A 13,352-nucleotide genomic window follows, 5' to 3' on the forward strand; every position below is an offset into this window, starting at 1 on the left:
CAGTGATGGATCAGTCGTTGTAGTCTTCCCAGCCGCCCATTTGTTTCCAGCGATTGACGATGCCGCAGAACAGCTCGGCAGTCTTCTCTGTGTCGTAGCGAGCCGAATGAGCCTCGCGACCGTCGAAGTCGATATCGGCTGCCTGACAGGCCTTGGCCAATACGGTTTGACCGTAGGCCAGACCTGCGAGGGTCGCGGTATCGAAGCTGGAAAATGGATGAAACGGGTTACGTTTCATGTCCAGGCGTGCGACAGCGGCGTTGAGGAAGCCCAGATCAAAGCTGCTGTTGTGCCCGACCAGAATCGCCCGTTTGCAGCCGTTGGCTTTCAGGGCCTTGCGGATGCCGCGGAAAATATCAGTCAGGGCTGCTTCTTCACTCACGGCCATGCGCAACGGGTGATCGAGCTTGATCCCGGTGAACTCCAGAGCGGCCGCTTCGATGTTCGCGCCTTCAAATGGCTCGACGCGGAAGAAGTAGGTGTGATCGGGATACACAAAGCCCTTTTCGTCCATGGCGATGGTGGTCGCCGCAATTTCCAGCAGGGCATCGGTGGCCGAATTGAAGCCACCGGTTTCTACGTCGACGACAACCGGCAGGTAACCACGGAATCTGGCAGCCATTGGATGACGAGGACCACCTCCGTTGCCTTGACCGTCCTGTTCGTCGTCGAAATGGTCTTCACTCACGCGTGTTCCTCCAGCAGGCGCCAGCGCAGTTTTTCACCGGCGCGCAGCGGGATTACAGTCAGCTCGCCAAACGGCAGGCTGGTTGGGGCGGTCCACTCATCGCGGACCAGGGTGATGCGATCGGTGTTCACCGGCAGGCCGTAGAAGCGCGGGCCGTTGAGGCTGGCGAAGGCTTCGAGCTTGTCCAGCGCGTTGCGCTGTTCAAAGGCTTCGGCATACATCTCGATTGCGGCATAAGCGGTGTAGCAACCGGCACAGCCGCAAGCCGCTTCTTTGGCGTGCTGGGCATGGGGTGCCGAGTCGGTGCCGAGGAAGAACTTGTCGCTGCCACTGGTGGCGGCGTCGAGCAGGGCTTCCTGGTGAGTATTGCGCTTGAGGATCGGCAGGCAGTAGAAGTGCGGCCGAATCCCGCCCACCAGCATGTGGTTGCGGTTGTACAGCAGGTGATGCGCGGTGATGGTAGCGCCGACGTTGGCCGAAGCCTCGTTGACGAACTGCACGGCGTCAGCGGTGGTGATGTGTTCGAACACCACTTTGAGGGTCGGGAAACGCTCGACCACTCGACGCATGTGCTCGTCGATGAAGATTTTTTCGCGATCGAAAACGTCGACATCGCCACGGGTGACTTCACCGTGAACCAACAAGGGCATCCCGACGTCGGCCATGGCCTCGAGTGCAGGGAAAATCTTGTCGATGCTGGTGACGCCAGAGTCCGAGTTGGTGGTCGCGCCGGCCGGGTACAACTTGGCGGCGTGAACGAAACCGCTGGCCTTGGCCTCACGAATTTCTTCGGGCTGGGTGCGGTCGGTCAGGTACAGAACCATCAGCGGTTCGAAACGGCTGCCGGCCGGACGCGCGGCGAGAATCCGCTGGCGATAGCCATTGGCTTCAGCCGCGTTGCGCACCGGCGGTACCAGGTTGGGCATGATGATGGCGCGACCAAAGGTGCGCGCGACATCCGCGACGGTATTGGTCAACACAGCACCATCGCGAAGATGAATATGCCAGTCGTCGGGACGCAGCAGGGTCAGGCGGTCGGACATGAGGGGATTCCAGGCGGGTCGAACTCAGGGGAATGCTACCGGAAAAGACTCTTGCAGGCACTCGCTATCAAGTTTTGCGGCAACCTTCCGATACCCAACAGGTATGCCGTAAATGTGTGTGTCGGTCTTTTTGTTGCACAAGCCAGTGGAGCCTCCCGTGCGCCAGCGTTATTTAGCCTTGCTCAGTGTGTTTGCCAGCCTTCCCGCGATGGCGCTCACTTTCCAGACCCGTCTGGAGAGCATCGAGTGGACGGTCGAAGGTGACAAGTTCGAATGCCGCCTGACTCAACCCATCACCGATTTCGGCTCGGGAGAGTTCGTGCGTCGTGCCGGCGAACAGGCGACATTTCGCTTGAAGGCCTACAACTCGATGATCGGTGGCGGTTCCGCGACCTTGCTGGCGGCCGCTGCGCCATGGCAGCCGGGGCGTGGCGACATCAACCTGGGGTCGGTACGAATCGGCAGTGGCAACGTGCTGTTCAACAGCTCGCAAGTTCAGGCCGGGCGCCTGATCAGCGGGTTACTGGACGGTCGCAGCCCGGTGGTTCGACACTCCTCGGGCGAGGGTCGGGTATCTGAAGTCCGTCTGCTGCCGGTCAAATTCAGCAAGGCCTACAGTGACTACCAGGGTTGCGTGGCCAGGTTGCTGCCGCAGAATTTCGAGCAGGTGAAGCAATCCGAAATCGGCTTTCCGGGGGAGGGCATCGATCTAGACATCCAAGCCAAGGCTCATTTGCAGGTCATGCTGGAATTCATGAAAGCCGATCCGACGGTCAACCACATTGAACTCGACGGCCATTCCGACAACAGCGGCAACCGCCTGACCAACCGCGAACTATCACGACGCAGGGCGCTGGCCGTGATGGATTTCTTCAAGGCCAATGGTATCCAGGAATCGCAGATCACCCTGCGTTTTCACGGTGAGCGCTATCCTCTGGCACCGAACAACAATGCCGCCAATCGAGCGAAGAACCGCCGGGTTGCCGTACGTCTTGAACGGGTAGCGCCGACCGAGCAACCGGCGCCTCCAGCCACTGCTTCCGCGGGCAGCGCGAAGACCTCCTGAACCAGCTGAAATCGTCGCTCGCTCGACATAATCTGTCGCTTCGTCGTCATAAGCTGTCGCGCCTCTGTAAATTATCCTGCATGAGCGGTAGACTTGACGGCTTTCCGTAGAACCCCGTGGAGTGATGGCATGGCGGACGTAAACAAGGTCGTTCTGGCGTATTCCGGCGGCCTGGACACTTCGGTGATCCTCAAGTGGCTGCAGGATACTTATAACTGTGAAGTAGTGACCTTCACCGCTGACCTGGGTCAGGGCGAAGAGGTCGAACCGGCCCGCGCCAAGGCACAGGCCATGGGCGTAAAAGAAATCTACATCGACGATTTGCGTGAAGAATTCGTGCGCGATTTCGTGTTCCCGATGTTCCGCGCCAACACCGTTTATGAAGGCGAGTACCTGCTGGGTACTTCCATTGCTCGTCCGTTGATCGCCAAGCGCTTGATCGAAATCGCCAACGAAACTGGCGCTGACGCCATCTCCCACGGCGCGACCGGCAAGGGCAACGACCAGGTTCGTTTCGAACTGGGTGCCTACGCTTTGAAGCCAGGTGTGAAAGTGATCGCTCCGTGGCGCGAATGGGACCTGCTCTCCCGTGAAAAGCTGATGGATTACGCTGAAAAGCACAACATCCCGATCGAGCGTCACGGCAAGAAAAAATCCCCGTATTCGATGGATGCCAACCTGCTGCACATCTCCTATGAAGGCGGCGTGCTGGAAGACACCTGGACCGAGCACGAAGAAGACATGTGGCGCTGGACCGTCTCCCCGGAGAAGGCTCCCGATAAAGCGCAGTACCTGGAACTGACCTACCGTAACGGCGACATCGTCGCACTGGACGGCGTCGAAATGACCCCGGCCACCGTGCTGGCGACCTTGAACCGTATCGGTGGCGAACACGGTATCGGCCGTCTGGACATCGTCGAAAACCGCTACGTCGGCATGAAGTCCCGCGGCTGCTACGAGACCCCGGGCGGCACCATCATGCTGCGCGCTCACCGCGCGATCGAATCGATCACTCTGGACCGCGAAGTGGCTCACCTCAAAGACGAGCTGATGCCTAAATACGCCAGCCTGATCTACACCGGTTACTGGTGGAGCCCTGAGCGTCTGATGCTGCAACAGATGATCGATGCTTCCCAGGCCCACGTGAACGGCGTAGTGCGCCTGAAACTGTACAAGGGCAATGTGATCGTCACCGGCCGCAAGTCCGACGAGTCGTTGTTCGACGCCAACATCGCGACCTTCGAGGAAGATGGCGGCGCCTACAACCAGGCTGATGCGGCGGGCTTCATCAAGCTCAACGCCTTGCGCATGCGTATCGCGGCGAACAAGGGCCGGAAGCTTTTCTGAGACCTTTGAGTCGGTAATGAATTTGTGGCCTTGTTGATGACAAGGCCACAAATTGGAAGAGGGGCTGCTGCATATAACCTTTCGCTTTCTTCTTGTTTCCGCTGACCGTTCCTTCTGCTTCCTGTCCTTGATCTGCTTCAAGGGCTGCCTTTCTGATGTGCGACAGTTCTATACCTAGCCCATAATCGTCACGCCCTGTGAGCTCAAATTGTAAGAAATACAGAACGTTGCGCTGTTGCGTTTCTTTATTTGTTTCCAATGTTTGAGCGTGTTTGCCTTCAGCAATTTATCCGAATCGGTACACGTGAGAAATACGATCACTTGTGCGGGATTGTCCGCAGGGTACTGAATGCTCTCCATCAGGGCGCTGAACGCCATTTTTTTGTGTATCCACCGTGCATCGACGATGTGCAGATCCTTTAGGGGGGCAGGCAGGTTTACATGGTGCTGGGTCGAGCTTTCGGGCGCTACGCTGGATGGGCTGTTACTCGGATGATGAACGTTCTCCATGGCTTTTATGAAATGCTTTCCCTTCACAAAATCGGAGGGCGCGTAAAGCGATCGATAGTTGAAGTTGAGAGTAACGAAGAAAAGAAAAAGCAAATAAAAGGGAAAACTGATCAGGAACCACACATAGAGTTCCCTCTCCTCATTGTCGAGAAAGGGTAGGGATACGGCGGCCGATGTTTCAGACAGTGCTGCAAATATGGCAATAATTGTCATGGGGTTGGTGATTCTTTTTTTGAGTTTTATCATATTGTATGCTCATTGAATATTGTCTTTTCTCGATTGGTTTATGGTTGTAGTAACTAATATCAGGTTGTTTTGCTGTTGTGTTGAGCTGTTTTTATTAGCGTGGTGAAGTTGTTATAGTAGCCGTATTGTTGCGGGTTCGGGTATGGCTGTTTAATTGTTTTGATGGCGCTATGTTATTGGTCAAGTGTTACGGTGTGTGAGCTTTTTCGATTGTTGAGCCAGATTGCGCAAGAAGGTACTGGAAAATACCCGTTACTTTTAAGGGTAGCTCAATAGTCGGCGCATCGTGGATTAATGCGTCGACACTGTTTTTTGTCGTTTTTTGGTTGTAAGTCGATACAAAAAAACGGCCGAAGCACTGAACAATAGTAGGTCAGTAAAATCTCTGCTTCTTCGTATGGCAATGATTTTTTGTAGGAATAATCCGTGTTGTTTGTAGGCTATGTCTCTCGCTGCGAGTGGCCGAGGGTGACGGCGTGCCATGGGTGAAACGACTAGGCTATGGTGCGGGCTCTAAAAATTCGAACAGCGAAAATTGGACTTGCCCATGAATAAAGTGCTGATCGTGGATGATCACCCCGTCATTCGTCTTGCGGTACGTATGCTAATGGAACGTCATGGCTACGAAGTCATTGCAGAAACAGATAATGGTGTGGACGCATTACAACTTGCCCGTGATCTTATGCCGGATATTGTCATACTGGATATTGGAATACCGAAACTGGATGGGTTGGAAGTTATCGCGCGCCTGACATCAACGGCGATGCCTCTTAAAGTACTGATATTGACATCCCAGGCGCCAGGGCATTTTTCCATGCGTTGCATGCAATCGGGTGCCGCCGGATATGTTTGCAAACAGCAGGATCTCACTGAGTTGCTCAGTGCAATAAAAGCCGTGCTGTCAGGCTACAGCTACTTTCCTAATCAGGCTCTGCATACCGTGCGTTCCAGTCTTGGGAACGCCAGTGAAGCTGATATGGTGGATCGTTTGTCCGGGCGAGAGATGATGGTCCTGCAACAATTGGCCCGAGGAAAGACAAACAAGGAGATCGCCGACGGAATGTTTCTCAGCAATAAAACCGTTAGTACTTATAAGACTCGTCTTCTGTTAAAGCTCAATGCTCGCTCACTGGTCGACCTGATTGAATTGGCCCAGCGCAACGGCCTGGTATGAAACTGCCAGCATTTGGCGCGATGAACAGGTGTTTGTCAGGGGGCGGCACTTAGTAAAAAGCCTCCGTTTCGGGAGGCTTTTAAGTGTCATAAGTCAAAATCGTAATCGGCCAATTGCTTCTGCAGTCGGCGCTCCTCCAGCAGGTTGTCGATGGTGCGGCGTTTGCTCAGGTTGGTCTTTGCCACTTCCACTACCGGCTCTGCGTCATCGGCCTCAACGGGGGTGAAGTCGTCTTCTACGTCCAATTGCTCTTTGCCAGTGCTCATAAGGTTAACTCCAGGCTAAGGCTGCCCTTTGGCGCTCCTTATATCGACAATTTCCCGGCGGGTAAAAAAGATTTTTTCAATCGATCAATCAAAAAAACTAATAGAGCCTCAATCGTCCGAGGTCTTTTGCTTGTATTCGCACAAATCCTCGATCCGGCAACTGCCACAACGCGGCTTGCGGGCCAGGCAAACGTAGCGTCCATGAAGAATCAGCCAGTGATGGGCGTCGAGCAGATATTCCTTGGGCACGAACTTCATCAGTTTTTGCTCCACCTCGACCACGTTCTTGCCCGGAGCAATGCCGGTACGATTACTGACCCGGAAAATGTGAGTGTCCACGGCCATGGTCAGCTGACGAAAGGCGGTATTGAGCACCACGTTGGCGGTCTTGCGACCGACGCCCGGCAAAGCCTCCAGTGCCTCGCGGGTCTGCGGTACTTCACCTCCATGGCGCTCCACCAGTAAGCGACAGGTTTCGATCACATTTTTCGCTTTGCTGTTGAACAGGCCGATGGTCTTGATGTACTCCGACAGCCCTTCGACGCCCAAGGCATGGATCGCCGCTGGCGTATTGGCCACCGGGAACAGTTTGGCGGTGGCCTTGTTCACGCCGACATCGGTCGATTGCGCCGAGAGAATCACGGCGATCAACAATTCGAACGGTGAGGAGTAGGCCAGTTCGGTCTTCGGTTCAGGGTTGTCTTCGTGAAACCTGCGGAAAATTTCAAGACGTTTTGCGGCATTCATGGGCGATGCGTTTCCTCGAAGGCGGTCAATGTGATGCTGCCGGGCGGCGGGTCCAGGCTTGATGTGCGGCGATCAGCAGTCCTAGCAGAATAAACCCGCCAGGGGCCAGTGTGGCCAGATGCAGGCCACCGTCGACGATCAGCGTCCAGCCTTGCCAGTCCGGTTGCGTGGCACCGGCCATCCAGAACAGATGGCGACCGAGTGTCCCGTTGCCGATGAACTCGCGCAGCAAGCCCAAGCCCACCATCAAGGCGCCGAACAAGCCACACAGACGCAGTCGATCACGCGGTGGGCTCTGGAAAAAACCGTTGTGTTCCAGCACAACGCATTGCAGGGCGATCAATCCTGCGTAGAAACCCAGCTGCTGGTGCCATTGGAGCGACCAGGCTTGCATGGCGAGTTCCGCGCAACTGGTCAGCGTGGCGGCCAGTAGGAGGCAGGCAAGCAAATGTGTGGCCGGCATCAGTCGCGAGCGCAAGACGCCTATGCTCACACCATAAGCACTGAGCACCAGGGCGAACATCAACCACAGGCCCAGGGCCGTTACCAATGAATCAGTGACGCCGATCAACGGCGTAAGCATCAGCGAGTTCTGTAAGGTTGATGACTTATTCATGAGCGCTGCTCCCGATCAGCCGTTGCCGGTGTTCATCGAAGTAGCGCAACGCGTCATGAGTGGCATTGATCACCGCTCTTGAGGTGATGGTCGCGCCCGCAATCTGATCGAATTGCCCTTGGTCCTTTTTCAAGGCCCAGCCATTGTCATCGGGGTCGGTTAGGGACTTGCCAGTAAACACCTCAAGCCAGGTATTGGGCCAGTCGGCGAGCTTGCCGCCCAGCCCCGGGGTTTCCGATTGCTTGAGGGTTTTGACGCCCACTAACCGGCCTTGGCGGTCGATGGCGATCAACAATTCGATGGAGCCGGCGTAGCCCAGAGTCTGGCTGCGCAGCAACACGGCGCTCGGTTGGCCGGCCTTGGAAGCCAGATAGCCACCCAACAGTGTGCTGTTGGCCAGGCGAGTGCTTTCGACGCTGAGGGATTGTTCCAGTGGCTGATTGTCGTAGCTGTCGGGCGGTAGCAGATCCAGTAACCGGCGGCTGTCGATCAGGCGTTGTTCGGCGGCAATGCGCGCGGCACTGGTGTGCTGCACGAGGTAAGTCGCGCCCATCCCCAGGCCCGCCAGCACTACCAGAATCACAACGCTCGTCGCTCGGTTCATGGGGCAACCTGTTCCTGTCTGGACGCGGCAAACCGTTCCAGCGCCGGTACACAGAGGTTCATCAGCAGAACCGCAAAGGCCACGCCGTCCGGATACCCGCCCCACGTCCGAATCAGATAAGTCAGCAATCCCACGCCTGCGCCGAACAGTAATCGGGCCATGGGGCTTTTCGCGCCGGATATCGGTTCCGTGACGATGAAGAAGGCACCGAGCATGCTCGCGCCGGTGAGCAGATGAAACAGTGGCGAGCCATGAGAGTCGGAGCCCGTACCGTTCCAACACAACAGGCTGATGACGAACAGGCTGGCGAGCATGCCGACCGGGGCATGCCAGCTGAACACCCGCCGCTGCAGCAGAAACGCACCGCCCGCCAGAAACGCCAGGTTGACCCATTCCACGCCTCGGCCGCCGAAACGGCCGAATGCCGGATTACCGGCGAACAGTTCTTCCATGGTCAGGCTTTTGTTGATTCGCAGACTGTCCAGCGCCGTGGCCTGGGCCCACGCATCGGGTGTCTGGCCGAAGCTGAAGCCGAACACCTGTTGCAGCCCACCGAACAAATCCATGCCATGGGACGCCGGCCAATGGGTCATTGGCTGGGGAAACATCACCAGGACCAGCGCGAAACCGAGCATCGCCGGATTGAACGGATTCTTGCCGACGCCGCCATACAAGTGCTTGCCGAAAAACAGTCCGAATGCCGCAGCGCTGACTGTCAGCCACCACGGACAATAAGGTGGCAAGGCCAGCGCCAACAGCGTCGCGCTGACCAGCGCACTGCCGTCGCTCAATGTCGGTTTTACCGGTTGCTTGCGCAGCTGCAACACCGCCGCTTCAACGGCCAACGCGGTTGCCGCTGTCAGAATCAGGTTGATCAACACCCCCCAACCATACAGCCAGAACAACATCAGCATCCCCGGCACGGTGGCCAGCAATACCAGCTTCATGGCCTGTTGAAGGCGTTCGTCCACCGATTCAAGGGGCGGCATAGGCATCCACCTGACGTTCGGCTTCGCTGAGCGCGTGTTCCAGCGCTGCGATCTGTTCGGCCGGCGCCTCGCTTGTTTGAGCTTTCTTGAGTTCGGCGCGGCGCATGGCCAGCTGGATCTTTGCCCGTTTCAGCTCGGCATCTTTTGCCGGGGCAGGTGGCGCAGAGACCGGCGGTGGGCTGCTTTCCAGTTGCGCCAGCGCCTGTTCGGCGGCTTCGAACTGCTGTTGCAGCACGATCAGTTGCGATTGCTGTTCGAAGGTTGGCGGATGCCCGAAGGCCTTGAGCGACTTGTTCAACTGCGCCCGACTCATCGCCAGATCCACCTTGGCCTTTTTCAATGCCGCATCGGCATTGGCGGCTTTCTGTGCGCGGACGCGCTCGAGTGCGGCCTGAACCGGGTCGAGCGTCACTTCGCTGTGCTGCACGGCGCGTTGGGCGCGGGCCTGGCGTTCGGCGAGCTTCTGTTCCTCTTCGCGATGCAAACGGGCATTGCGCTGTTCGAATCGGCGTCGCGCGTGATTGCGCTTGGCGGCCCGAGCCTGTTGTTCCTCCAGGCTGAACGCCAGCCCGCCGACAATCGGCAGCACCGTGGCCAGCGGTAACGGATGCATCTCGATGCAATCCACCGGGCAGGGCGCCACGCAGAGGTCGCAACCGGTGCATTCGTCGACGATGACCGTGTGCATGAATTTCGCCGCGCCGACAATGGCGTCGACCGGGCAGGCCTGGATGCACTTGGTGCAGCCGATGCATTCGGCTTCACGGATGTAAGCGATCTGCGCGGGTGCCGAACCGCGACTGACGTCCAGTTCCAGCACCGGCACTTTCAGCAGGTCGGCCAGGGCCGCGATGGTTTCGCTGCCGCCCGGTGGGCACTTGTTGATCGGCTCGCCGCTGGCGATACCTTCGGCGTAGGGTTTACATCCGGGGTGACCACACTTGCCGCATTGAGTCTGCGGCAAGAGGGCGTCGATGCGTTGAATCAGACTCATGTTTTGATCAGCCCGCTGAATCCGAGAAAAATCACTGCGATCAATCCGGCGCCGATCAATTCGATCGGCAGGCCGCGAAAGGGCAGGGGGATATCGTTGTCGAGTGTGCGCTGGCGCAAGTCGCTGAACAGACTCAGCACCAGCCAGAAACCCAATCCGGCGCCAAGGCTCAGGGCTATGGCGTGGAAAATTCCCTTGTCTTCTTGAGCGTTGATCAACGTCAGCCCAAGCACCCCGGCATTCCCCAGCAGCAGGGGCCAGAGGCCATCAAATGAAAGCTTCGCCAATAACCGTGAAAGCAGCTTCAACAGGGGGGCGATCAGCAGAACGCTCAACGGCAGGAACGCGAACAGACGCAGCGACGTCAGCCCCAATGGCACCAGTAGCCAGTGGTAGAGCGCATAGCCGAGTATGCCGACGATCAGCATCAGGCACGTCGTCGCGATGCCCAGCGCATGGACCTGCGGCCGCTCGCTGCCCAGCACCGGATCGACGCCCAGCGGCCAGTGCAACACGAGGTTGTTGATCAAGGCTGCGCTGATAAGCGTAAGAAGCAGTTCGGTCATGATCGGTCTACCTGAAGCGTCCGTGTCCACACATCGTTGGGCTGCTGGGTAAATCTGTAGGTGCTGCCGCAGGCTGCGATCTTTTGACTTTGTTTTTTAAAGACAAGGTCAAAAGATCGCAGCCTCGTTTCACTCGACAGCGCCTACAAGGTGAGGCCGGAGTTGAGAGATAGTATGGGCCAGACATGAAAAACCCACAGTCATGCCAGGCACGACTGTGGGATCGGTCCAGCGGATCGAGCCTTACTTGATGCGCTGACCCGGCTTGGCGCCGCTGTCGGGGCTCAGCAGGTAGATTTCTTCACCGCCGGGGCCTGCCGCCATCACCATGCCTTCAGAGATCCCGAATTTCATTTTGCGGGGCTTGAGGTTGGCGATCATCATGGTCAGGCGACCATTGAGCTTGGACGGGTCCGGGTAAGCGCTCTTGATCCCGGAGAACACGTTGCGTTGCTCGTCACCGATGTCCAGGGTCAGGCGCAGCAATTTGTCGGCACCCTCCACGGCTTCGGCCTTGACGATCAGCGCAACGCGCAGGTCTACAGCGGCAAAGGTGTCGAACTCGATCTCTGGCGACAGCGGATCCTTGGCCAGTTCGCCGTTGCCGGCGGGCGCAGCTTCACCGGTGTCGGTTGCGCTGGCGGTCAGGTCTTCTTTCGAGGCGTCGGTCATGGCTTGTACTTTTACCGGGTCGATGCGGGTCATCAACGGTTTGAACTCGTTCAGCTGATGGTTGCTGAGCAAGGTCGCGTGATCGTTCCAGGTCAGCGGGGCGACGTTCAGGAACGCCTCGGCATCGGCGGCCAGCAGCGGCAGTACCGGTTTGAGGAAAATCACCAGTTGGCGGAACAGGTTGATGCCCAAGGCGCAAATAGCCTGGACTTCATCCTGCTTGCCTTCCTGTTTGTTCAGCGACCACGGTGCCTTGTCGGCGATCCAGGCGTTGGCGCGGTCGGCCAGGCCCATGATTTCGCGCATGGCACGTGCGAAGTCGCGAGCCTCATAGGCATCGGCAATGCTTGGCGCTGCGGCCAGGAAAGCGTCGGTCAGTTCCGGCGCGGCGTTGCCGGCTACCAGTACACCAGCATTACCTTTATGAATGAAACCGGCGCAACGGCTGGCGATGTTGACGACTTTGCCGACCAGGTCGGAGTTGACCTTCTGCACGAAGTCTTCGAGGTTCAGGTCCAGGTCATCGACGCCACGGCCCAGCTTGGCGGCGTAGTAGTAGCGCAGGTATTCCGGCGACAGGTGATCCAGGTAAGTCCGCGCCTTGACGAACGTGCCGCGGGATTTGGACATCTTCTGGCCGTTGACGGTCAGGTAGCCGTGTACGTTGATGCCGGTCGGTTTGCGGAAACCGGCGCCTTCAAGCATGGCTGGCCAGAACAGGGCGTGGAAGTTGACGATGTCCTTGCCGATGAAATGGTACAGCTCGGCGGTGGAATCCTTGCCCCAGAACGCGTCGAAGTCCAGGTCTGGACGGCGGGCGCAGAGGTTCTTGAAGCTGGCCATGTAGCCGATTGGCGCATCCAGCCACACGTAGAAATATTTGCCCGGCTCGTCGGGAATCTCGAAGCCGAAGTACGGCGCGTCGCGGGAAATGTCCCACTGTTGCAGGCCGGCATCCAGCCACTCGGCGATCTTGTTGGCCACGGCCTCTTGCAACGTGCCACTGCGGGTCCAGGCTTGCAGCATTTCCTGGAAGTCCGGCAGCTTGAAGAAGAAGTGCTGGGAATCCTTGAGCACGGGCGTGGCGCCGGAGATGGCCGACTTTGGATCCTTGAGGTCGGTCGGCGCGTAGGTCGCACCGCATTTTTCGCAGTTGTCGCCGTACTGGTCTTCGGTGCCGCATTTGGGGCAGGTGCCCTTGATGAAGCGGTCGGCCAGGAACATTTTCTTTTCCGGGTCGAAGTACTGAGTGATCGAGCGCGTGGCGATGTGCCCGGCGTCGCGCAGCTTTAGGTAGATCTGGCTCGACAGCTCACGGTTTTCTTCGGCGTGAGTGGAGTGGAAGTTGTCGAAGTCCACCAGGAACTCGGCAAAGTCGGCGCTGTGTTCAGCCTGGACATTGGCGATCAGTTGTTCCGGGGTGATGCCTTCCTTTTCCGCGCGCAACATGATGGCCGAACCGTGGGCGTCGTCGGCGCAGACATAAATGCATTGATTACCGCGATGCTTCTGGAAGCGCACCCACATATCGGTCTGGATGTATTCCAGCATATGGCCGAGGTGGATCGAACCATTGGCATAGGGCAGGGCGCTGGTGACGAGGATCTTGCGTGGCTCGGACATGGGGCTCGGCTACTTGATGAAACGGAGGTCGGCCACTATAAAGCGCCGGCGCATATTTTTCACCCTTCGGGCCTGTTTCCGGATGCATCGGCCCTGAAAAAAGTGGTGATGAGTTCGCTGGGTGCAAGAGGGCTTTTGTGGCGAGGGAGCTTGCTCCCGCTGGGTGGCGAAGCCGCCCCAACCCCTGCCACCCGGTTCCGA

14 protein-coding genes are annotated in these 13,352 nt (G+C 57.8%); 3 read left to right on the top strand and 11 right to left on the bottom strand.

Annotated features, from left to right (window positions below; all coding sequences use genetic code 11):
- Positions 1-10 precede the first annotated feature (10 nt).
- Together rnt and pyrC are read right to left on the bottom strand one after the other, a co-directional pair.
- On the bottom strand, positions 11-688 hold the full coding sequence (gene rnt, locus PMI36_RS21740; RefSeq protein WP_008069497.1) for a ribonuclease T: 678 nt from the start codon (positions 686-688) through the stop codon (positions 11-13).
- Positions 685-1,731 carry a dihydroorotase gene (gene pyrC, locus PMI36_RS21735; protein ID WP_008069498.1) on the bottom strand — a complete coding sequence of 349 codons (1,047 nt, stop codon included), beginning with the start codon at positions 1,729-1,731 and terminating at the stop codon, positions 685-687. Before pyrC ends, rnt begins: the two co-directional genes overlap by 4 nt.
- A gap of 157 nt (positions 1,732-1,888) precedes the next feature.
- On the opposite strand from pyrC, the gene PMI36_RS21730 reads away from it, so the two are divergent.
- Positions 1,889-2,797, top strand: a complete 909-nt coding sequence (locus tag PMI36_RS21730) for a flagellar protein MotY (protein WP_032830193.1) — start codon at positions 1,889-1,891, stop codon at positions 2,795-2,797.
- Between the two features lie 129 nt (positions 2,798-2,926).
- On the top strand, positions 2,927-4,144 hold the full coding sequence (locus tag PMI36_RS21725) for an argininosuccinate synthase (RefSeq protein WP_008009296.1): 1,218 nt from the start codon (positions 2,927-2,929) through the stop codon (positions 4,142-4,144).
- Between the two features lie 174 nt (positions 4,145-4,318).
- Here PMI36_RS21725 and PMI36_RS21720 read toward each other — a convergent pair whose 3' ends face one another.
- Positions 4,319-4,900 carry a hypothetical protein gene (locus PMI36_RS21720; protein ID WP_008069500.1) on the bottom strand — a complete coding sequence of 194 codons (582 nt, stop codon included), beginning with the start codon at positions 4,898-4,900 and terminating at the stop codon, positions 4,319-4,321.
- 547 nt (positions 4,901-5,447) lie between these two features.
- On the opposite strand from PMI36_RS21720, the gene PMI36_RS21715 reads away from it, so the two are divergent.
- Complete coding sequence (locus PMI36_RS21715) at positions 5,448-6,074, top strand: response regulator transcription factor (protein ID WP_008069501.1); 627 nt, start codon at positions 5,448-5,450, stop codon at positions 6,072-6,074.
- 86 nt (positions 6,075-6,160) lie between these two features.
- On the opposite strand, the gene PMI36_RS21710 is transcribed toward PMI36_RS21715, so the two are convergent.
- From PMI36_RS21710 to metG, 8 genes are all read right to left on the bottom strand, one after another.
- Complete coding sequence (locus tag PMI36_RS21710) at positions 6,161-6,340, bottom strand: PA3496 family putative envelope integrity protein (RefSeq protein WP_007898493.1); 180 nt, start codon at positions 6,338-6,340, stop codon at positions 6,161-6,163.
- 108 nt (positions 6,341-6,448) lie between these two features.
- Positions 6,449-7,087 (bottom strand): endonuclease III, encoded by a 639-nt coding sequence (gene nth / locus PMI36_RS21705; protein WP_007938911.1) that lies wholly within the window; start codon positions 7,085-7,087, stop codon positions 6,449-6,451.
- A 25-nt stretch (positions 7,088-7,112) separates the two neighbouring features.
- Positions 7,113-7,703, bottom strand: a complete 591-nt coding sequence (locus PMI36_RS21700; RefSeq protein ID WP_008069504.1) for an Rnf-Nqr domain containing protein — start codon at positions 7,701-7,703, stop codon at positions 7,113-7,115.
- Positions 7,696-8,307 carry an RnfABCDGE type electron transport complex subunit G gene (locus PMI36_RS21695; protein ID WP_008069506.1) on the bottom strand — a complete coding sequence of 204 codons (612 nt, stop codon included), beginning with the start codon at positions 8,305-8,307 and terminating at the stop codon, positions 7,696-7,698. Before PMI36_RS21695 ends, PMI36_RS21700 begins: the two co-directional genes overlap by 8 nt.
- A complete protein-coding gene (locus PMI36_RS21690; protein WP_008069510.1) occupies positions 8,304-9,296 on the bottom strand; it encodes an RnfABCDGE type electron transport complex subunit D in 993 nt (330 codons plus the stop codon). The genes PMI36_RS21695 and PMI36_RS21690 overlap by 4 nt, the downstream gene beginning before the upstream one ends.
- The gene (gene rsxB, locus PMI36_RS21685) at positions 9,283-10,290 is read right to left on the bottom strand and encodes an electron transport complex subunit RsxB (protein WP_008069512.1); all 1,008 of its coding nucleotides are present in this window, start codon (positions 10,288-10,290) and stop codon (positions 9,283-9,285) included. The genes PMI36_RS21690 and rsxB overlap by 14 nt, the downstream gene beginning before the upstream one ends.
- Positions 10,287-10,856, bottom strand: coding sequence for an Rnf-Nqr domain containing protein (locus PMI36_RS21680; RefSeq protein WP_008069513.1), 570 nt, complete (start codon positions 10,854-10,856; stop codon positions 10,287-10,289). Before PMI36_RS21680 ends, rsxB begins: the two co-directional genes overlap by 4 nt.
- A gap of 243 nt (positions 10,857-11,099) precedes the next feature.
- Complete coding sequence (gene metG, locus PMI36_RS21675; RefSeq protein WP_008069514.1) at positions 11,100-13,151, bottom strand: methionine--tRNA ligase; 2,052 nt, start codon at positions 13,149-13,151, stop codon at positions 11,100-11,102.
- Between the last annotated feature and the right edge of the window lie 201 nt (positions 13,152-13,352).

Origin of the sequence: Pseudomonas sp. GM79, assembly GCF_000282495.1 — a bacterium.
Classification (GTDB): Bacteria; Pseudomonadota; Gammaproteobacteria; order Pseudomonadales; family Pseudomonadaceae; genus Aquipseudomonas.